Here is a 21,939-nt window from a genome sequence, read left to right as displayed (position 1 = left end):
GTCTTTATCAATTAGGAATTATTCGTCAGATTTACCGTTTACCAGGTTAATAAATATCTCACTCATAGTTGGCACTTTCTCAATAAAAGAATGTACCTCCGTAAGGTTGATCAGTTCGGCAATCAACTTGTTAGGACTATGCTCTGTGCCTACCTGCAATACAGTTTGATAGAAGTTATCTTCTAATGGCTTCTGCGATACAATACTTGCACTGCCATTGATAGTGAAGGAGCCCTTATGGTCTACTACAAATGTATTCGACTTATAAGTATCTTTAATTTGCTTCTTAGTGCCTTCCACAACCTTCTTCGATTTATTGATCAATGCAACGTGATCACATAAATCTTCTACCGTTTCCATACGGTGGGTTGAAAAGATAATGGTAGAACCATTATCCCGTAATTCGAAAATATTCTCAGTGATTAATTGTGCATTTACAGGATCGAAACCAGAGAAGGGCTCATCCAAAATAATCAGTTTAGGCTCGTGCATAACCGTGCTGATGAACTGCACCTTTTGTGCCATACCCTTACTGAGGTCTTCAACCTTTTTATCCCACCAATCTTTAATCTCAAATTTGTTAATCCATTTCTTGCTACGATCCAACGCTTCTTTTTTACTCAGCCCCTTCAATTGGGCTAAATATAAAAGTTGCTCGCCTACCTTCAGTTTTTTGTAAAGTCCACGTTCTTCAGGCAGATAACCGATCATACCAATGTGACGCTCGCTCAGCTTTTCTCCGAAAATGCTGATCTCGCCTGCATCAGAGTTAATAATCTGGTTTACAATGCGAATGAAGGTCGTCTTACCGGCTCCGTTAGGGCCCAACAGACCATAAATACTTTTTGAGGGGATGGTTAGGCTTACGTCATCGAGGGCTGTATGGCTGGCATAGCGCTTCGTGACACCTTTTGCTACAAGTGCTTCCACAGATTTCAGGTTTTTTTTACACAGCATTAGTGCAAAAAAACAGCTAAGAATTACAGAGATTCTTGAAATAATAGGATGGATGACAGCCTCTTCTTGGTTATTTAAAAGTGATGCTGCCCATTGACACGTCCAGATCGAAAGTGAGGGCTACTTTTGAGTCTTGTGTGTAGCTGGTTGAGACAAATGTGTTCTCGGCTATTTTTTTAAAGCCGGAAGGCATTTTTACGCTACATAACCAGCTATCATGAATCTTAACCAAGACAGGAGTATCGTTTTTAGGCAACGTAATTATCAAATTACCTGCTCCTACACTTCCTTTAATAGTATTTGAAACGGTTGGACTCTCGCTAAAATCGAGTGCCATATTACCGAAACCAACATCAGCTAATAAATATCTTGTTTTTGCCAGGCTTAGATTCTTTACATTAACAGAGCCCAAATCGACCTTTACATAAAAGGTATCCATTTCTACCTGGTTCTCAATGCCTGATAAATACCCTACATTCACATCGGCACTACCTGAATTGATTTTCAATTTTTTTATTGATAGACCTGAAAGATCCACGTTGGCATTTCCAAAACCATAATTCATTTCCAAGGCATATGTTTTGGCATCGCTCAAATACATTTTCCAGAATTTATGGCCACTATTAGTATTAACTCTCACGCTGGTTTCTGAGGCATTGAAAACACGAGAGGAAATGCTTTGGCCAAAACCCTCCTGATTCAACTCTTCTAGTGAAAGCTTAACATCACACACTTTACCGTTAATGGTTTTGATGAAATTGTGGGAAAAAGCCTCTTCACTCTGATTACTGAAAACATTCAGAATATCGGTATTCTGGCTTGGTTTAATATAACAGTTGCCACTATTGGCTTTAATCTGAAGTTTAATAGACTCGCATGCATCAGTATTTTCTACTGCGAATTGCTTCTTCACCTGCCCCGTGGCCATCCCTGCTAGCAATACCCCCAAAAGGGTTAAGAAATAGTTTTTGTGCATAAAGTATGGTTACGCGTATATGAAGCTAAGGTTACATTGTGTAAGTTTTTAGCCAAAATAGTGCAAAAATGAAGGCGGGTAAAGTGAGCTAAACTGTAAGACAATTCCTCTTTTTAGCTACACGCTGCAGGCTGCAAGCCACAAGCTAAGTGTAAAATGGGTTGTTGGGTAAATCCGATGCTGTTGATGTAAGTGTGCCGGTTTAAGGCCGGCACGATTGATTTTTTGTCTTTTTAGTTGAAATACTCCTTCATTCGCTCGAAAAAGCCTTTTTCGCTGGCGTCTGGGTGGGGCTGAAAATTAACGGAATCCTTAAGACTTTCTAGTTTAGTTTTTTCATCAGTGGAAAGCTTCTTAGGTGTCCATACATTAACATAAATAAGTTGGTCTCCTGTTTCGTACCCATTTACATCGCGCAAGCCTTTGCCTTTCAGACGTAGAATTTTACCACTCTGTGTGCCTGGCTCAATTTTGATGCGCACCTTACCACCAACAGAGGGTACTTCTACATGTGTACCCAGCGCTGCATCAATAAAACTGATGTGCAAATCGTAAATCAGGTTATTGCCATCACGTTTAAGGTTCTTATCCTCTGTTTCTTCAATCAGAATTAGTAGATCACCTGGCACTCCACCACCGGGTGCATCATTTCCTTTGCCTGACATAGACAGCTGCATACCATCTGCCACACCAGCGGGAATTTTTACTGATATAATTTCTTCTTTGGTCGTAAGACCTGAACTATCTACTCCAGCAGGACGCTTGTCTATTGACTGACCAGCACCACCACAAGTATTACAAGCGGAGGTTGATACCATTTGCCCTAACATGGTGTTTACCACTTTACGCATTTGCCCTGTGCCCTGACAAGTAGGACAGGTTTTAAACGTAACACCTTCGGCACGTACCAAGCGGTTTACTTTTATTTTTTTCTCAACACCATTGGCAATTTCTTCAAGGTTCAGCTTTAGTTTAATACGCAGGTTTGAACCTTTGCGCTGACGCTGACGGCCACCGCCTCCACCGCCAAAAAAACTATCAAAAGGACTTCCGCCTCCACCGCCAAATATATCTCCAAATTGACTGAAGATATCATCCATGTTCATATGACCACCTCCGTAGCCGCCATTGCCACCTGAACGGGCATGACCAAAACGATCGTATTGCGCACGCTTTTCCTGATTGCTCAGTACTTCATATGCTTCAGCTGCTTCTTTGAATTTTTCTTCTGCTTCTTTATTGCCCGGATTTTTATCAGGGTGAAACTGAATAGCCACTTTACGATAAGCTTTCTTTACCTCATCAGCGGTGGCATTCTTGGCAACGCCTAATATTTCGTAATAATCTCTTTTGCTCATTCTTTTTCAATGTTAGAGGCTCGAAATCCGAGCATTCTCTTATCTGCTTTTTCCTTCCCGATTTTTAGAGCCACGAACATCGTGGCTCTAGCTGCCAACAACAACTTTTGCAAAACGAATAACTTTTTCGTTCAACGTATAGCCTTTCTCTACAACATCTACCACTTTACCTTTTAATTCTTCTGATGGTGCAGGAATTTGGGTTATGGCTTCTTGCGTATCGGCATTAAAATCATCACCAACTTTTAAATCCAACACCTTAGCACCGGATTGTTCCAATATTTTTTTGTATTTATTAAAAATCAGCAAAAAACCTTCTGCTTCTTTTGTATTCAAATCTTTGAAGGCTTTCTCAGCTCTTTCAAAATCATCCATCACTGGCAGAAGGTTTTTCAGTAGCCCTTCGTTGGCTGACTGAATCATGTCTATCTTTTCCTTGGCTGTACGTCTGCGGAAATTTTCGAACTCAGAATATAGGCGCAAATATTTGTCTTTAGCTTCTGCCAGTTCGTCCTGTGCTTTTTTCAATTCATCCACCTGACCGGCTTCTGTAACAGGGCTTTCAGCTGTAGCTGCCTCATTTTTCTCAACTTCCTTCTCGATATCGTTCGTGTTTTCCATGTCTATAGATCAATCAAAGCGCAAATGTCAACAATTCTGCCAAATACGTATAAATGACACATTGACATAGTCTGAACAGCAATTTTAAATTTCAAATTTTAAATTTGAAATTGGCCTGCGGATTAATGGAGATTTCTCCAGATCACGTCTTTTAATTCGGTGATGCCTTGTTGAGTAGCAGCTGAAATAAATACAGTTGGGATGTCTGTCGGTACTTCGCGCTTCATCTCAGTAAGCAATTCCTCATCAAGCATGTCTGATTTAGAAATAGCTAGGATTCTTTTTTTATCCAGCAATTCGGGATTGTATTTTCTCAACTCATTGAGTAGAATTTCATATTCTTTTTTGATGTCTTTAGCATCAGCAGGAATCATGAATAGCAACAGTGAATTGCGTTCGATATGTCTCAGGAAACGGATTCCGAGACCTCTGCCTTCTGCTGCTCCTTCAATAATTCCTGGAATATCGGCCATCACAAACGACTTATCATCGCGATAAGCCACTACACCTAAATTGGGTGTTAATGTGGTAAAAGCGTAGTCAGCAATTTTAGGTTTAGCTGCAGAAACTACCGATAAAAGTGTTGATTTACCTGCATTGGGAAAGCCTACTAAACCCACATCTGCAAGTAGTTTTAATTCGAGTATAATCCACTCCTCAATACTCGGTTCACCTGGTTGCGCATATTCTGGAGCCCGATTGGTGGACGTTGCAAAAAAGGCGTTACCTTTTCCTCCTCTTCCCCCAGGTGTTAAAATAACCTCCTGTCCATCTTCAGTGATTTCACAAACAATTTCACCGGTGTCTGCCTTTCTCGCCACTGTGCCCAAAGGCACTTCTAAAATTTCATCTTTACCTGAAGCGCCTGTGCAATCCTGCATACCTCCACGTTCACCTGCTTCGGCAATAATATGCTTGCGGTATTTCAAGTGAAGCAAAGTCCATACGTTAGAGGAGCCCTTTAAAATGACATGCCCGCCTCTTCCACCATCTCCCCCATCGGGGCCGCCATTTTGCAAATGCTTTTCGCGGTTAAAGTGTAAATAACCAGCACCACCTGCCCCTGAACGTGAGCAGAATTTTACGTAGTCAATAAAGTTTGGTGCGGCCATTTAATAATTTAAGATTTTAGGATTAAGATTTACGATTTGAAGTAATTCAACAATACCTATGTATCTGACAGATTGCTAAAGAGTACATCAGTCGGACGCAGGGTTCATTTTATAAAGTTACAAAACAGGTTACCGTTAAACCTAGCCTACGTTTCAAATTCAAAATTTTGAATGCAACATCTCAAATTTTGAATTTGAAATATTGAATCTGAAACTACTTATCAATGACCTTACAAATGCTGTTGAATATTTCATCAATATCACCAATACCATTTACTGTAACCAAACGGTTTTGGTTTTTATAATAAGGAAGTACGTGCACTGTTTTGTTGAAGTACTCATCAATACGTTTGTTGAGTTTTTCTTCTTCGTCATCTGCACGGTTGTCAACTAATTTGCGTTTAGCAATACGTGTGCGTACTTCTTGTTCTGTTACATCAAGTGCTACCACATGATGTATAGCAGTGTTGTTATCTTTCATAAAGCGATCCAAGGCTTCAGCTTGTGCTACCGTTCTTGGAAAGCCATCAAACAAAAATCCTTTTGCATCAGGATTTTTATCAAGTTCTTCTTTCAGCATCGAGATGGTGATCTCGTCCGGCACCAAGGCACCGCTGTTCATGATCTCTTTAACACGTTTACCAAGAGCGGTATCATTCTTTGTGTGCCAACGAAATAAATCCCCTGTTGAAATGTGAACAAAGCCATATTGTTTAATAAGCTTTTCGCTCTGAGTTCCTTTACCGGCCCCGGGAGGGCCAAAGATTACCATGTTGATCATGCCTAGAATATGTTAAAGGGATGCAATGTAAGGATCAATTTGAAAAATAGCCAATGTCTCTAATCTGATATTAGTTGTCCAATTGATATATCTGCTTCGTGTTGCGCCCAAAACCATCGTAATCGAGGCCATAACCCAACACAAATTCTTCATCAATATCAAAGCCCACATACTTTACATCGATGTTTTTTTCGCGTGCTGGTGTCTTTCTTAACAAAGCCACTACTTCTACTGACTTGGTGCCAAGTCCACGTAATTCATCTAATATTTTTTTTAGTGTGAGCCCTGTATCAACAATATCTTCAATTATTAGAATATGCTGATTAAATAAACTCTCCTCCAAGCCAATGAGTGTTTTAAGTTGGCCAGTACTCTGGGTACCACTATAAGAGCTCACCTTTACAAAAGACACTCTGCAAGGAATGCTGAGCTCTTTTACAAGATCTGACGCAAAAATAAATGAGCCATTCAGTATTGGGAGTATCAAGGGTGTTTTGTCCTGATAATCTTCGTTTACTTTGGCAGCCAGCGCTTTAACCTTCTCTTCAACGGCTTGAGCTGATATAAATTCTCTGAATTCTAAGTCTTTTACCTTCATCGCAATTTCAGAAATTAGGGCGCAAATATAGCAGAAAATAGATACGCGTGGCGCTACACTCGAAACTCGAAGCTAGAGGCTGAAAGTTAGAAGATAAAATCTGGTATAGAGAAGAAATCGGCTGAACCACCAGTATAAATAACTTAGCTATCGTATTAAAGTTGTTGCATTAAAACTGAATACAATGCTATCATACTGGCAATATCATCTTTATGTACTCTTTCATGCGGTGTGTGCGGATGTTGCTCTGGTACACCTACAAAACACCAATCGAAAGGATAGGGTGATACTTGTAACTCTCGGCCATCACTTGAGCCAACACCTTCTACTTCTAATTGATGCGCTACTTTATGTTTTTGAGCCAGACTAATAATCTTGTTGACAAAAATTTTCCTTGGAATATTTCTATCGCGCATAGATATAGCAACTCCTTTTCCTAATGCTACACCATCTGTAGCCCAGGTAATATCAGAGACAAGTGCTTGTTTTACCTTCCATTTCTCGTAGATAAATTTAGCCAGATAAGGAACAGATCCGCCTCCGTGTTCTTCCCAACAACTGAAAACGATTACGCCATCTTTAAGTGTTTCGGCTACTTTAAGTGCGTTATAGACACCCAATCGGTTATCGAGATATGGTGTTTGGATAGTTGAGGCTGTTTCTTTAAAATCAATTTTATAAGTAAGAGAAGTACCACGATCAATCGCTCTACCAAATTTATACAAGGCGTGTTGTTCGTGATCAAACATCAACTCACACTCAATCTTGCCCAGGCTGTCTTCGCCCACTAATTTAGTTCCAGCCTCTGCATCTGGGCTACCAATAGGGAGGAGTTGGTTAAAATACCGCACTGTAAACCCAATACTGTCCATGTGCGCAAAAATGGCTGTTCGCGGCTTACCAAATTTTAATATAATGCAGTCCTGAAACGCTTCTCCATGAAAAATTTGAGGTTTTCCTTCCCAATTTTTCTTTTCCTTTTTGATATAAGACAATAAAAAGCTGGTCATCGCTGATTCTTCGCCAGACGGTGCTTGCACATGACACAATTGCTTAAGTAACGAGAAGTCTAAAAGAGACTTCTTTTTATTTTTTTGGTTCTTCGCTGTCATTCGGCAACTTTATCCTAAATTTTGGAGAGAAAAAAATTCTTCATGCTTTTTAACTTAGGTTCTGCCAATTCTATCGCAAATCACTTCCTGCGCGCTTTGCGCGATCCTGTATTACAAAAGGATAGAACCAGATTCCGTAAAAATGTAGAGCGACTTGGGGAGATCATGGCTTACGAGATTTCCAAGAAGTTGGATTATGAACCTGCACTGGTGCAAACGCCTTTGGGCAAGACCTCTTCTCACTTTCTGAAGCAAAAACCAGTGTTGATTACTGTTTTAAGAGCAGGACTTCCTTATTTTCACGGTTTTCAGAACTATTTCGAAGACAGCGATTGTGGTTTTATAGGTGCCTATCGAAAGGAAGAGGATGAGATTAGTGTACAACTTGATTACCTTGCCACACCAGGTTTACAAGATCGTATTGTTATTTTGATTGATCCTATGCTTGCAACAGGCAAATCCTTTGTAAGAAGTGTTGATGCGTTGCTTAAACATGGAAAGCCTTCACATATTCATATTGCTTCTTTAGTATCGTCACCCCAGGGCATACAATTTGTAGCAGATCATTTAAAAGTGAATTATTCAATCTGGACTTTTGCCCAAGACGAAACGCTTAACCAACAATCGTACATTGTGCCTGGCCTCGGTGATGCCGGAGATCTTTGCTTCGGAGAAAAATTATAAAGATTATGTGGGAAGAAATTCTGAAGGCTTTTACGGGCGTATACCTGCCCAGTATGTTGAAATTTTTTTTCGGGCCGCTTGGCGGATACGCTTTGAAACTCAATATATTCACTACCATCATCGCCACCATTGCCGGTATGATGACCGTTGTAACCGCATTTGCCTTTGCAGGTGACTGGATTCGCATCAACATTATCAATCGCTTATCGCCTAACAGAAAAAGATTTTCGGATCGCAACAAGCGTTTTATTATGATTTGGAGAAAGTATGGCATAGCAGGTACTGCATTTTTAACACCTTTAATCCTCACACCCATTGGTGGTTCTATTGTTGCGATCAGTTTTGGTAGTCCAAAAGATAAACTCCTCTTGTATATGTTTATTAGCGCCTGCTTTTGGTCGAGTGTTTTTACTGTAGGTGTATACTATTTTTTTGATTTGGTAAAGGACTGGTTGATGTAAAAGATTGGTTGTTCGTTGTTGGTTGATCGCTATTCGTTGGCGAGCTTTCGATTTGGATGTTAACTTTTTTCGTCAGGTAAAATTTCAATATCTCTGATCAGTACACGTTTAGCAATAGCTTGCCCTGTTTTTGTAGCGGCTAAGCCACCCAGCGCTGTTTCTTTATAACGTGTTTCCATGCTTGCGCCAATTTCACCCATCGCTTCTATTACTTCATCAACCGGAATAACGCTGCTTACATTTGCTAAACCAATTTGTGCTGAGCTGTTAGCAATGGCCGCAGCACTGGCATTGCGTACCACACAAGGTATTTCTACCAACCCGGCAACAGGATCGCACACAAGACCTAGCATACATTGCACAGTAATGGCAACTGCATTAAAGATCTGATCAGTATTTCCTCCCAGGCAATAAACTATTGCGCCAGAACCCATGGCAGCGGCTGTGCCTGTCTCCGCCTGGCAGCCGCCAACAGCACCGGATATTGATGCTCGTTGTTCCATGATTAAAGCAATACCTGCAGCCAACAACATGGCCTCTAAAATTTTTTGATCATCTATTTTATGAATTTCCTGCAGGGTAACAAGTACACCCGGCATAATGCCACTGGCTCCTGCTGTAGGTGCGGCTACAACCCTGCCCATACAAGAATTAACTTCCTTGGCTGCGAGGGCACGCGAAATCAGGTTTTGAAATTCTTTTGATAATACGGGAGTTGGATAATTATAAACTTTTTTTGCGCCATTGTTAATCATGCCTGAGCGTGAAGTCATTTCTTCAGTAAGGCCAGTATGGACAGCATCTTTCATTACCTCCCAGGCACGGGCAAGTCCTTCCATAATCTGTTCTTTATTTCTCCCCTTCTGTTCGCGTTCATATTCCAACACCACTTCGTGTAAGGAAATGTTCTTCTCTTCCGCGTGTTTTTTCCAATCTGCAAATGATTCAAATAAGAATGACATGGCTTTACATGGTTTATTGTTCATGTCGGTTAGTTTAGCCTAAGCGACATTGGATTTCTGGTTCAAAGTTCACTGATCGTGTACTCATTTCAAACGTTTGAAAGCACTTTATTAGTTCATTTCCCCTTTTATCAAAAAACTAAAGTCAATCAGAATTTTCTGCCTAATTTTCGATCATGCGCGTGCTTCTGTTCTTTTTAGTCTTTTTTGCTAGTGAATCGGTTTATGCTCAAACGGAAAACTTCTGGCATACGCTGGCGCAAGTGAGTTTTAAGAACTCTAAAGACCAGCACGGATATGATGTTGAGTTCCCCATTTTTAGTAAGTATCTAAAAAGTTTTAATGGTAAGAAAGTAAGCATTAAGGGATATGTGATTCCTTTGGAGGAGGTGGGAGGTACCGGCAAATTCATGCTGTCATCTTTACCCTTTAATCTGTGTTACTTCTGCGGGGCTGCCGGACCAGAAACGGTAGTGGAGGTTGAAACCACAGAGAAAGTGAAGTTCAGTACGAAGCAAATTGTAATGGAGGGAATTATTGTTTTAAATGAAACCGATCCTGACCATCATATTTATATTTTGAAAAACGCCAAACTCATCAATAATTAGACATGAAAAAAATCTACTTTCTGCTACTTGTTTTCACTTACACCTTTGCAGCTCATGCACAAAGCGCTGACGAAGCCACTATCAAAAAAATTTATGATGAAGCACTTTCCCGGGGGCAGTCTTACGAAATGCTTCGTGAATTAACAACGAAAGCACCTGCACGCTTAAGCGGATCGCCTAATGCAGCTGCCGCTGTAGAATGGAGCAGACATACCATGAAAGAATTAGGTTTTGATTCAGTATGGTTACAGCCTGTAATGGTACCGCATTGGATAAGAGGTAAAAAAGAAGTTGCAAAAATACTTACTAAAAAAAGAGGTGTTGTTGATGTAAACATATTAGCCCTCGGTGGATCGATAGGAACAGGTGGCCAGGGAATTGCTGCTTCAATAGTAGAAGTCAAAGATTTTGAAGAATTAAAAACTCTGGGTGAAAAAGGTGTAAAGGGAAAAATTGTATTTTTTAACAGACCAATGGATCCAACACTCATCCAGACTTTTGCTGCGTATGGTGGTGCGGTGAACCAACGGGGTGCAGGCCCAAGTGAAGCTGCGAAGTATGGGGCTGTTGCTGCCATTGTTCGCTCAATGGGTTCTAACCCCGAAGATTATGCCCACACAGGCGGTTTGCGTTATGCACCCAATGTTGGTAAAATTCCGGGAGTGGCAATCAGTACAAACCATGCAGATTTATTAAGTCAGTTGTTAAAGGAAGAAAAAGACTTACAAGTCTACATTGAAACTAATTGCGAAATATTGCCAGATGCTCCTTCTTTTAATGTGATTGGTGAGTTGCGTGGAACAGAAAGTCCTAATGAAATAATAGTTGTCAGCGGACACCTTGACTCATGGGATGTAGGTGAAGGTGCGCATGATGATGGCAGTGGTTGTGTACAAGCCATTGAAGTGTTGCGCATTTTTAAAGCAATGAATTACAAACCGAAGAAAACCATTCGCGCGGTAATGTACATGAATGAAGAGAATGGATTGCGTGGTGGAATTGAATACGCCAAACAAGTTGAGCTAAGAAAGAATACAAAAGAGAAACATGTGGCGGCTATGGAAAGCGATCGCGGTGGTTTTACACCAAGAGGTTTTACCATGAGTGCTACAGAAGAGATAGAAAACAAAGTAAAAAGCTGGAAACCATTGTTGGAACCTTATGGACTAACTGATTTCAATGGCAAAGGTGGTGGCGCTGATATCGGGCCTCTGGCACCACTAGGTGTTCCGCTGTTTGGTTATCTGCCTGACTCACAACGTTACTTCGATTATCATCACACTCAAGAAGATACTTTCGATAAAGTAAGCAAGCGTGAATTGGAATTGGGAGCAGCGGCTATGGCAGCGCTTACTTTCTTAATAGATGCTAAAGGACTTTAGTATCGTTGTTGGTGGTAATACAAGTAACGAACAACCAACAACCAATAACGAACAACTACTTATACGTTACAAGGTCAAGCACTAATTTCCAGCCATTATCTTCTTCGTGTTTCCAAACATGTATGTAGTTAGCTGCTTTTGTTTGATTACCTGTAAGTTGTACGACTGCGGTCCCGTATATATAGCCTAAGTCACCACTGGACGCCAATTGTTGTCCGGCTTTAGTAAATGTGATTGGCAACTCTGTATTAATGTGTTTAAGAATAGCTTCGTTGTCTGTAACCGGTTCTTTACCAGGCCTGTAAAGTCTTGCTTCACGCGATAGCATCTTTTGATAAACTGGTGACTTGGCAAAGGCAAGTGCTTCTGTAAAATTGTGTTCAACTTTTTCAAGTTGTTTTACATTTTTCAAATCAGCCGGTACTTTTCCAAAACCTATGCTTGATGATTTCCAAGTATTTATTAGAGTGGGTTGACCATGTTCAATACCTATATCAATCAACAGCTTCCATGTTCCATCTGTTTGTTTCTTCCAGAAGGAAATGAAGTCACCATAGGTTACGGCCTTCGCGTCAGTTTTACTCACTCTGTATTCCCATGGGCCAGTGTTGTAACCAAAATCACCTGACCGCGCCAAATCAGAAAATACTGGTTCCCATTTTAGCCAACCATTATTTGGTTGCTGATTTTCGTACACTCTTTTTGCTATAACAGGGCCTTCACCAAAAACAATACTCTCGTCTATGAACTGCGCTAAAAATGCATCGCGTGTGTTGGTTTCTTTAGCAAGATTTATAAAATTCCATTCTGCTTGTACCAATTCTTTAAGCGCCATTTCATTTTGCGCATGAGCAGAAAGTAAAACAAGAGAAAGTGATAGAATTAAGATTGTTTTTACAGCGTTCATTAAAAAATACTTAAGAAATTTTCAAAATCTTTAGTTCAACTCTTCGGTTTTCCATACGATTCTCTTCACTAGTATTAGCGAGTTTGGGTACGCTTTCTCCCAATCCTATTGGCTTGAGTCTGCCCGCACTTGCTCCTTTAGTCGATAAATAACGAAGCACTGTATACGCCCTCCGTTCAGATAGTCTTAGATTATACTCATCAGCACCAACATCATCAGTATGCGCAGCTATCTCAATGCTGATATTGGGATTTACTTTTAAAAAATCTACCACCCGATCAAGTTCTACGTAAGATGAATTATCAAGTTCAGCTGAATTGGAAGCAAAAGTTATATTCTTCAATGTTAATTGCGCTCCAACTTCAACAGGAATAACCTGCATAGCCAATCTATAACCGCCCATGCCGTCTGATTCGCCCTCGCCTGCTATTATAGATACTGAGGAAAAGAAAAAGCCTTTATCACTGCTGGTTACAACCTGATAACGATCACCCTTTCTTAGTAAAACTGTCTCTCCGGCTTCTGCAATAATTACCTCATCAACATTAGCGTTATTATAGTAAATCGTTTTCTTCACTTTCTGTTTTGTAGTAATACTGCTCACATCGGTGGTCATCTTAATCTTTTCATAACTCAGGTTCATGACTTGCTCCATGAGTGGCTTAGTGGTTCTTGAACTAAACTTCCAGGTTACCTTAGATGATTCCGGATATTTTTTTCCGGTAGCCGTAATTACATAATCAAATGGTGCTTTAAGGTTAAGCAACACTTTACCAGGAACTTTACGAAGTGTATCTGCAAAAACAGATTCACCTTTACTGCTTACAACACTGACATATGCGTCTACACCTGATTTTATATCACTATCATACACTGAAAGATCAAGTTGATACGTATTCTGTAAATCAATGTTTCGTTTAAAGGTTGCGAACTTCTCCTGTTTCGTTAAATCAAAATCAATAACCTGTGCGAGATAATTTTCATTAAAAAATTCAACGGTATATGCCTGACCACCATTCAACACCAAATTGTATTCACCATTCACTGCGTTGCTAAAAGATGAAAACTGTTCACCTGTATTCTGATTTTTTACAATTACCTCCGCCACTATAGATTGGCCTGTTAAGGCATCTTTAATTATACCATGAACAGTAACGTTGATTGATTGCCTGTACTCAATCGGAATACCTATGGAATAAATATCTTTTTGACTATAGAAATACATAACATCTCCCGAAGCTGCAATACAAGGAGATTGGTCATTATCTGTTGAGTTAATAAAATCTAAAGGAACCGCTTCCGACCATGTACCGTCTGCTTGTTTGCGCGATTGGAATAAATCGTACTTCCCCTTTCCGCCAAGGCGTACCGAAGAAAAAATAAGTGTGCGATTATCTGCCATAATCCTAGGATCTCGTTCACAACCGCTGTTGATAGCCGCGGGCAAAGCCTCAGGTTCTCCCCAGGTATCATCCATGTTTTTGGTAGATGCATAAATGGTAAAACAATTCTCCTTCGATTTTTTATCATAAGGATTTTCATTGTTTAATCGAATAAAATAAAGTGTGTTTCCATCTGCAGCAATGGAAGGAAACCCTTCATACTCTTCATCTGTGTTAACAGGTCCTTCAAGCCGAATGGGTTCACCCCATTCTTTTTCGTTAATTCTTTTTGAGTAGTAAATATCTTCACTCTGTGAAATACCTTCAATAAAAGCAGTGTAGTACAAGGTGTTACCATCATAACTAATGCTTGGACCTGCCAGAAAAGCACACTTTTCATTAATAGATTTAATAGGAGCAGGTGTACTCCAGTTGCCAACACTATCCAGAACACTCTCCATTAGCTCCCATCCCTTCTTTGCATTTTGATCGGACTCAAAAATCAAAGTGCGTCCATCTGCGCTAATGGTCGGAGCAAACTCCATATACTTATCCGAACTGACCACGGGAATCACTTTCCGCTCCTGAATGGTTTGAGAATATGAATACTGTGCAAAAAATAAAAGAGTAACAAGCAATAGCTTATTTTTCATGTGTTTATAATTTTTAGTTACGGTCGCATGGAATGGCTCAAATAATCATTTGCGTTGGCCGCAAAGTATTTAATTGCCATTTCATAGATCAAAGTTTAAATACCAACCATTACAAAACCTGCCCAATATTGGGGCATTTCGTATTTCTTTTTAATTAACAACTGTGCATTGCGAAAAGACTGAATCATATCATTGCTTTGCATCCATTGTTTATAAAATTCTTCCATTAGCTCTTGTGTTGCATTGTCATCTACCTTCCACAAACTCATTAATAGATGATTTGCGCCCGCCAGCATAATTGCCCTTTGTAATCCATATACCCCTTCTCCGTTTCTTATTTCGCCTTGACCGGTCTCACATGCAGATAAAATTACTATATCGGTCTTATCCAGTGGTAAAGTCATGGCCTCATAAGCAGTGAGTATACCATCTTCTGTAGCGCCAGTGGTATTGGCGACTTTACCCGCACCAGTCAATATTAATCCGGAACGTAGCAATGGATTGCTTGAGGCATTAGCAGGATTGCCTGTAAACATTACCTCTTCATCTTGCTCTCCGTCTGCCACAAAAAAGCCATGAGTTGCGATATGCAAAACACCAACATGTTTGATACTTTTCAGTTTTTCCTCGGTGGCCTCTTGCGCCAACAATTGCTTTACATTCCACTGCTGTGCGTTGAGTAGGGTTGCGATTCTCTCAACCTCTACTTTTGTGCCCGGTAACTCCTGAAATTCCATACCCACCATGGCGCGAAACTTGGATGCTCCATTTGTATCATCTTTACCTGCCGCACCAAAATCGGGAGCTCCAAGAAGTGTTGCTTGTTTCGCTAATGTTTTTACCTGATCCCTACCTCCTAACTCTTTTAAATTACTAAGCAGTGCAAATGAATATTGATCTATCAAATATTGCTGTTTATCTGTATTGTAAAGCGAGGCCAGGTTGATTTTATTATAAACACCATCAGCCGAAAAATAAATATTGGTTGCTCCTGTCAATGCTTTCTCGACCGGCTGCCAAAACATTTTATAAGAGCGCTGATTTAATAAGTTAAATCGAATGGCGTTTCTGTAGTATTTAAATTCTTTATCCTCCATCTGTAATCCGTTGGGGAAAAGCACTAGCTTAGGTTCTTGCAATCCGGGCCTTATAACCAACGCTGCGTATATAACTGAGTCGTTTTTATAATTGAGGCGCAAACGTATCATTTCAATGGCTGCTTCATTTGGTTGAAGCTTGGCATTTATCTGTTGCCATGTACTTATCTCATTGGTTGAGGAATTTAAAAACAAGGAAGACCTGTTGCCCATTTGTTTCTCTAGTTCATTCGCACGTTGCTGCAAATTTTCGATCAATGTTTTGTTAAGACTTCTCGCATCCAAATTTTGAGTGTACCATTTGCCGAGTGCCTCCTTTGTTTGCAACCACTCAGTAAATTGCTGTTTCAATATTTGATCGTCCCCGGCCAATATCTGTTGCCTTATTTTGGTTGACGAATTGAGTAGCAAAGCTTTTGTAGCCAACCTGAAATTAAGCAGATCGGAAAGCAGAGCGGCACTTGGCTGTTGCTGATCCAATACAAAATCAAGGTAGGCATGAATCACTTCACTTATTTTATTATAGTAAGCAGTCTTCTCCTTTTCACTTAAAGCAGGGAATAACTCTTTTATCTGATTAATGTAGAACTTTGACACATGATTATATAAGGGCAATGCGAGCTCATTCTTTTGCTGCCGTTGATACAAAACAGCGATGTTGTATTCATTAAAAACGTAATCAGGGTGTTCATTGCCCAAAATACGTTCACGAATAGATAGCGCTGTTTGAAGATTTTGCAATGCCTTATCCATAAGACCAATCTCCATCTGCACTACACCCAGATTTGCCGCTTTTGTGGCATACGATAATGATTCTTTGCCTACTGATTTAGCATCTATGGCTAAGGCTTTAGCATATAAATCCGCTGCCTTTTGGGTTTCGCCTGTTCGTTGGTAAACAGTGGCCAGGTTTTGTAGTGATAGTGCGTAGTCTGGGTCATTCTCCCCTAAGCGACTCGCATCTTCTCTTACAACCTGTTCTAATAAGGTCTGCGCCTGATCAAAACGTAATGTTTGTTGGTAGATGGTGGCAAGGTTTTGAAAAACAGTAACGCGGAATTCTTCATCAAGCGATTTATCTGCCAGCAATTCCTCACATAATTTTTCAGCCGCTTCATAATTGCCAATGGTGGTAAAATAGGTAGCCAATGAATTGTTTATCTGGTGCAACAGATTAATATCGCCTGCTAACTTACTGTGCTGTACTGCTAATCGATAAGCTTGTTCTGCTTCCCGGTATTGTCCAAGTAACTGATAGAGTCGCGCCTTTTGAAACTCAACTTCACCAGAAAACCGAATTGACTCTTTTGGAATTTGAATGGCCTTTAGCGTAGATAAGGCATCATTCCACAAACCGGATCTTCTTTGAATTTCAGCCAACTGAATCTGAGATGTAGTTGCTACATTGTTAGCAGGTGTTTGTATCAATTTTTTTAAATAGAGCATGGCATCTTGCGCTCGGCCATTTTGCTGCAGTGCTTCGCTGTACAAAATGCTGATTGAGATCAAGTTTTTCTCTTGCAGGTCTTTGGCAGTTGTTAATGGAAAAATTAACTGTTGTGCCAATGCAGGCTGATGTGCATTAAGTAATTGCTTTGCTGAATTAAGTAAGAGACCAGGTGGCGGCAAACTTGTTGCCTGCTTTAAGTTATTTATTATATCAGTATAAGATCTGATCGCTTCATTTGTTTGGGATGTTTCCAGCAAATAATCTGCTTCTGTAAGATTAGCAACACAATACTCAACATCTGTAGCACTGAATAATTTAGAACTCAACGCTTTTATTTTTGCAATATCTTGCTGCGCATCATCGAATATGCTTTTCTCCAGCGCATACCTTCCTGCATTTAAATAAATCGAAAAGGCTAGTTTATCTTCGAGGCCGCCATCAGTAACTGCTTTTTTTGCCATCGTATAATTTTCAATTGCTTTAGATGCATCACCTTTTTGTTGAAAATCGATGGCCAGCTTTAAATGCGCTTGCGCCAATAATCTGGCATCCTGAGAACCGTCAGACACAACCGAAGAAATGCCGTTTGTGTTAGTACCAGCCACCATCAACTGATTAAGATTTGTTTTTGCCTGCTGATAACGAGGATCTTCTTTAAGGTCATTTTGCTCCAGCATGGCTAAAACCTTTTTATATTTCTGTTCAGCTGGTTGCGGTGCACCACCTGCTCTGTCAAGATCGGCTGAAAAAAGTAACACTGTAATTAAATCATCACCACCTTCAGGTATTTTCTCCAGCAAGATTATCGCCTGATTAAAATGTCCCTGTGCTTGCACAAAATCTTTTTTAGATGCGCTGATCTGTCCGACTAGCGTTAGTAATACAGCGTATTCATAGCTTGAAGTACCGTAAACGATTTCTATTGTTTTTAAGGTGAGTATACTTTTGGCATAAGCCTCCTCTGTTTTATTGGCTGTGAACAGAAAAGAAATTTGTTTTTGTAAAGCCTCCGCGTAATTCTTGCTTTGCTCACCTTCCAATTGTAAAAAAGCCGCCACTTCTTCCTCAGCATAATTTAACGCCTCCTTTGCATTGCCCAATGCTGAATAATTTGCCGTAATCAGTTGGAGTGTGTAGGCCGTATTTTTAGCATCTTTTCCTTTTACCAGCTCATATGCTTTAATTGAGAAGTTAAGGGAGTTTTGGTAATCCTCGTTATTATAGGCTTGAAGTGCCGAATTGTAACTTGACTGCCAGTCTTGAGCAAATACAGTAGTTGCAAAAAGTGCAAAACAGAAAATAGATAGTATGTAGAGATACCTCATATTGATTAAAGCATAATGAATCTTCTTCAGATTCGTTAATCATCTAAGGTCGGCAATAAAAAATAGCAATGCAATACCTGATTTGCTGTAGCGTAACTTACCCTACGTAAGGTATTACTCAATTTCGCCCAAAAATTCAGCACTGGTCAGTACGTAAATCATCTGACCGGGGTTTTTATCATTTAAAAATAACTTGCCTTTAAACTCTACAGGTTTCTCTGTGTAATTAATCTGATTTATAGAAAAAATTTCTATTACCGTCTCCGGTCCACCGCCACCACAAAAAAAACAAACATTGATTGGTAGCGAGGATAACATAAAATGATTTGACTTAAGTACACCACCTTCAAAAGGCACCATGTAGCCAGGCAGTGTAATTTCTTTACCATTTAATGCCTTTACTACATCATTAAAAACCGGTTTATCCAGACCTTCAAAATCTTCGGCACTCGGTATAAATTGAATATTATAGAGTTTAGGCCAAACCAAAGAAGGGAAACCCTGATAAACAGCTTGCTTGCGGGGTTGCGAGTAGCCTACCGTTGATAATAACGCAGTCAGAAAAAAGAACAAGAGCCATCTCCCAAAAGGAAATGGCTCTGTCTTATTTATTGTTGAATTTATCATGTTATGCTTCTGCATTAGCATATTCTTCAATTGGCAAACAGCTACATACTAAGTTTCTGTCACCGTAAGCATTATCTACACGACTTACACTTGGCCAGAACTTCATATCTTTTACAAACGCAAGCGGGTAAGCTGCCTTTTGTCTGCTGTAAGGTCTTGTCCACTCATCGGCTGTAATTACTGCGGCAGTATGAGGAGCGTGTTTCAATACATTTTCTTCTTTAGAGTATTTGCCTTCTTCGATTTCACTAATTTCATTTCTGATTTCGATCAAGGCATCCACAAAACGATCCAGCTCTTCTTTAGGCTCACTCTCTGTTGGTTCTATCATTAACGTACCTGCTACCGGAAAAGATACCGTTGGTGCATGGAATCCATAATCCATCAAACGCTTGGCAATATCCTCAACCTCTACACCTGCTTTTTTGAAGTCGCGGCAGTCCACAATCATTTCGTGTGCTGCACGACCGTTCGTACCTGTGTATAAAATTTTATAATGGCCATTTAAACGCTCTTTAATATAGTTTGCATTTAAAATCGCATACTTGGTTGCATTGGTTAAGCCATCACCACCCATCATGGCAATGTAAGCATATGATATGGTCAGAATGCTGGCACTACCCCAGGGTGCTGCAGACACAGCGCTGATGGCTTGTGAGCCGCCAGTCTTCACCACTGCATGACCTGGTAAAAAATCCTTTAGTTTATCGTTGCAGCAGATAGGGCCCATGCCAGGTCCACCCCCACCATGAGGAATACAGAATGTCTTATGAAGATTCAGGTGACAAACATCGGCACCGATGTTGGCCGGTGATGTTAAGCCTACCTGCGCATTCATGTTGGCGCCATCCATATAAACAAGACCACCGCACTGATGAATGATCTCACAAATTTCTGTAATCGCTTCTTCGAATACCCCATGCGTTGATGGATACGTTACCATCAAACATGACAAACGATCTTTGTATTGTTCAGCCTTTGCTTTTAAATCGGCTACATCTACTTTACCTTCCTCATCAGATTTTGTTACCACTACTTCCATACCAGCCATTACTGCACTGGCAGGGTTAGTGCCGTGAGCAGATGAAGGTATCAAAGCTATATTTCTGTGGTGATCACCACGATTTTGGTGATAGGCACGAATAACCATTAAACCGGCATACTCACCTTGCGCACCGCTGTTAGGCTGAAGGGATACGCCCGTAAAACCAGTGATTTCTTTCAACCAGTTTTCAAGATTGTTTGTCAACTCCTGATACCCTAAAGTTTGGTCAGCTGGTGCAAAGGGATGAATGTTACCAAACTCAGGCCAGGTAACTGGAATCATTTCTGTAGTAGCGTTCAACTTCATTGTGCAAGAGCCTAATGAAATCATAGAATGCACCATTGACAAATCCTTATTCTCCAGGCGCTTGATGTAACGCAACATTTCGTGTTCTGAATGATGCGAAGAGAACACAGGGTGAGTCATGAAGGCAGAAGTACGCACTAAAGATGCCGGCCAGGCCAGCGTTCCTGCTGTATTTTTTGTGCTTACAGTTTTACCTGCAATTGTTGCAAAAATCTGAAGTAAGGTTTCAACATCACTTTGCGAAGTAGTTTCGTCAATAGAAATGCCTACAAAATTATCAGCATGGTAACGAAGGTTAACTTCATGCTTAACAGCTTCCTTCTCTATTACTTTTTTATCAACAACAGCAATTTTTAAAGTATCGAAATAATTTTCGTTCACTTGCTTGTAACCAAGTGCTTCAACACCTGCTGCCAAATTTTTAGTCAGACCATGGACACGTCCTGCAATTTTCTTCAACCCTTCCGGGCCGTGGTAAACACCATACATACCAGCCATTACCGAAAGCAATACTTGTGCAGTACAAATATTTGAAGTTGCCTTCTCTCTGCGAATGTGTTGTTCGCGTGTTTGCAACGCCATGCGATAACCTGGATTACCGGATGCATCAATTGATGCGCCAATAATACGACCCGGCATCTGACGTTTGAAATCATCTTTAGTAGCGAAGTACGCAGCATGCGGACCACCAAAGCCCATCGGAACACCAAAGCGCTGTGTTGAGCCTACTACAACATCCGCACCCATTTCACCGGGTGATTTCATAAGTACCAGACTTAAAATATCAGCAGCCATTACTACAAATACATCTTTCTCATGCGCAGCGGCATTAAATGATGTGTAGTCGTGAATGGCACCATCACTGTTCGGGTTTTGTACAAATACAGCAAACAAATTAGCATCTGTGACGTCCAAAGTATTAATGTCACCTACTACGAGTTCAACACCAATGGGTGCTGAACGTGTTTTTAATAAATCAATAGTTTGTGGAAAACTGTTTTGATCAACAAAAAACTTATGGGCATTTTTCTTTGAAGCTTTACGTGAAGCATACATCAAGTGCATAGCTTCAGCGGCTGCTGTTGCTTCATCTAATAAAGAAGCATTTGCTATTTGCATACCAGTCAAATCAATAACCATCGTCTGGTAATTGATCAACGCCTCTAAACGACCCTGAGCAATTTCTGCCTGATAAGGTGTATAGGCGGTATACCATCCTGGATTCTCCAAAATATTGCGGAGAATAACACCAGGGGTAATTGTGTTATAATACCCTGTACCGATATATGATTTAAAAACCTTGTTTTTTGAAGCAAGTGTTTTAAAGCTTTTCAAAAATTCAAATTCCGACTGTGCGGCAGGTAAGGCCAATGGATTTTTCAGCCTGATATTAGCCGGCACGGTTTGAGCAATCAGTTCGTCTAAAGAAGCTGCCTTCACAACTTTCAGCATTTCAGCTGTTTGTGTGGCATCTGGGGCAATATGACGCCCTTCAAATTTTTCGGAATACGTTGAATCTATTTTCATTTTGTTAG

General features: G+C 40.3%; 18 protein-coding genes. 4 read left to right on the top strand and 14 right to left on the bottom strand.

What is annotated here, in order from left to right:
• Window positions 1-18: 18 nt before the first annotated feature.
• The 8 genes from SanaruYs_RS12135 to SanaruYs_RS12100 form a co-directional block, all read right to left on the bottom strand.
• Window positions 19-930 carry an ABC transporter ATP-binding protein gene (locus SanaruYs_RS12135; protein ID WP_246011904.1) on the bottom strand — a complete coding sequence of 304 codons (912 nt, stop codon included), beginning with the start codon at window positions 928-930 and terminating at the stop codon, window positions 19-21.
• A 97-nt stretch (window positions 931-1,027) separates the two neighbouring features.
• A complete protein-coding gene (locus SanaruYs_RS12130) occupies window positions 1,028-1,933 on the bottom strand; it encodes a toast rack family protein (protein WP_127122826.1) in 906 nt (301 codons plus the stop codon).
• A gap of 233 nt (window positions 1,934-2,166) precedes the next feature.
• The gene (dnaJ, locus tag SanaruYs_RS12125) at window positions 2,167-3,291 is read right to left on the bottom strand and encodes a molecular chaperone DnaJ (RefSeq protein WP_127122825.1); all 1,125 of its coding nucleotides are present in this window, start codon (window positions 3,289-3,291) and stop codon (window positions 2,167-2,169) included.
• Window positions 3,292-3,378: 87 nt separating this feature from the next.
• Window positions 3,379-3,912 (bottom strand): nucleotide exchange factor GrpE, encoded by a 534-nt coding sequence (locus SanaruYs_RS12120; RefSeq protein WP_127122824.1) that lies wholly within the window; start codon window positions 3,910-3,912, stop codon window positions 3,379-3,381.
• Between the two features lie 122 nt (window positions 3,913-4,034).
• Window positions 4,035-5,024 carry a GTPase ObgE gene (gene obgE, locus SanaruYs_RS12115; protein ID WP_127122823.1) on the bottom strand — a complete coding sequence of 330 codons (990 nt, stop codon included), beginning with the start codon at window positions 5,022-5,024 and terminating at the stop codon, window positions 4,035-4,037.
• Window positions 5,025-5,238: 214 nt separating this feature from the next.
• Window positions 5,239-5,805 carry an adenylate kinase gene (locus SanaruYs_RS12110; RefSeq protein ID WP_127122822.1) on the bottom strand — a complete coding sequence of 189 codons (567 nt, stop codon included), beginning with the start codon at window positions 5,803-5,805 and terminating at the stop codon, window positions 5,239-5,241.
• Between the two features lie 70 nt (window positions 5,806-5,875).
• Window positions 5,876-6,403, bottom strand: a complete 528-nt coding sequence (gene hpt / locus SanaruYs_RS12105) for a hypoxanthine phosphoribosyltransferase (protein ID WP_127122821.1) — start codon at window positions 6,401-6,403, stop codon at window positions 5,876-5,878.
• A 155-nt stretch (window positions 6,404-6,558) separates the two neighbouring features.
• Window positions 6,559-7,515, bottom strand: a complete 957-nt coding sequence (locus SanaruYs_RS12100; protein ID WP_127122820.1) for a M20/M25/M40 family metallo-hydrolase — start codon at window positions 7,513-7,515, stop codon at window positions 6,559-6,561.
• Between the two features lie 42 nt (window positions 7,516-7,557).
• On the opposite strand from SanaruYs_RS12100, the gene upp reads away from it, so the two are divergent.
• Window positions 7,558-8,199 (top strand): uracil phosphoribosyltransferase, encoded by a 642-nt coding sequence (gene upp, locus SanaruYs_RS12095; RefSeq protein ID WP_127123043.1) that lies wholly within the window; start codon window positions 7,558-7,560, stop codon window positions 8,197-8,199.
• 5 nt (window positions 8,200-8,204) lie between these two features.
• Complete coding sequence (locus tag SanaruYs_RS12090) at window positions 8,205-8,660, top strand: hypothetical protein (RefSeq protein ID WP_127122819.1); 456 nt, start codon at window positions 8,205-8,207, stop codon at window positions 8,658-8,660.
• A 59-nt stretch (window positions 8,661-8,719) separates the two neighbouring features.
• On the opposite strand, the gene sdaAA is transcribed toward SanaruYs_RS12090, so the two are convergent.
• Window positions 8,720-9,622, bottom strand: coding sequence for an L-serine ammonia-lyase, iron-sulfur-dependent, subunit alpha (gene sdaAA, locus SanaruYs_RS12085; protein ID WP_127122818.1), 903 nt, complete (start codon window positions 9,620-9,622; stop codon window positions 8,720-8,722).
• A 176-nt stretch (window positions 9,623-9,798) separates the two neighbouring features.
• Here sdaAA and SanaruYs_RS12080 point away from each other — a divergent pair, with 176 nt between their 5' ends.
• A complete protein-coding gene (locus SanaruYs_RS12080; protein ID WP_127122817.1) occupies window positions 9,799-10,230 on the top strand; it encodes a hypothetical protein in 432 nt (143 codons plus the stop codon).
• Between the two features lie 2 nt (window positions 10,231-10,232).
• On the top strand, window positions 10,233-11,612 hold the full coding sequence (locus SanaruYs_RS12075; protein ID WP_127122816.1) for a M28 family peptidase: 1,380 nt from the start codon (window positions 10,233-10,235) through the stop codon (window positions 11,610-11,612).
• A 55-nt stretch (window positions 11,613-11,667) separates the two neighbouring features.
• Here SanaruYs_RS12075 and SanaruYs_RS12070 read toward each other — a convergent pair whose 3' ends face one another.
• The 5 genes from SanaruYs_RS12070 to gcvP form a co-directional block, all read right to left on the bottom strand.
• Window positions 11,668-12,519 carry a DUF4440 domain-containing protein gene (locus tag SanaruYs_RS12070; protein WP_127122815.1) on the bottom strand — a complete coding sequence of 284 codons (852 nt, stop codon included), beginning with the start codon at window positions 12,517-12,519 and terminating at the stop codon, window positions 11,668-11,670.
• A gap of 10 nt (window positions 12,520-12,529) precedes the next feature.
• Complete coding sequence (locus SanaruYs_RS12065) at window positions 12,530-14,554, bottom strand: OmpA family protein (protein WP_127122814.1); 2,025 nt, start codon at window positions 14,552-14,554, stop codon at window positions 12,530-12,532.
• A gap of 95 nt (window positions 14,555-14,649) precedes the next feature.
• Window positions 14,650-18,426 (bottom strand): CHAT domain-containing tetratricopeptide repeat protein, encoded by a 3,777-nt coding sequence (locus SanaruYs_RS12060; RefSeq protein ID WP_127122813.1) that lies wholly within the window; start codon window positions 18,424-18,426, stop codon window positions 14,650-14,652.
• Between the two features lie 114 nt (window positions 18,427-18,540).
• On the bottom strand, window positions 18,541-19,053 hold the full coding sequence (locus SanaruYs_RS12055) for a hypothetical protein (protein WP_127122812.1): 513 nt from the start codon (window positions 19,051-19,053) through the stop codon (window positions 18,541-18,543).
• 1 nt (window position 19,054) lies between these two features.
• Entirely contained in the window at window positions 19,055-21,931 is a 2,877-nt protein-coding gene (gcvP, locus tag SanaruYs_RS12050) for an aminomethyl-transferring glycine dehydrogenase (protein ID WP_127122811.1), read from the bottom strand.
• Window positions 21,932-21,939 lie beyond the last annotated feature (8 nt).

The sequence above is a fragment of the Chryseotalea sanaruensis genome, from assembly GCF_003990915.1.
In the GTDB taxonomy this organism is placed as follows: domain Bacteria; phylum Bacteroidota; class Bacteroidia; order Cytophagales; family Cyclobacteriaceae; genus Chryseotalea; species Chryseotalea sanaruensis.
The sequence above is the reverse complement of the archived record's forward strand: the minus strand, read 5'-3'. Positions and strand labels throughout refer to the sequence as shown.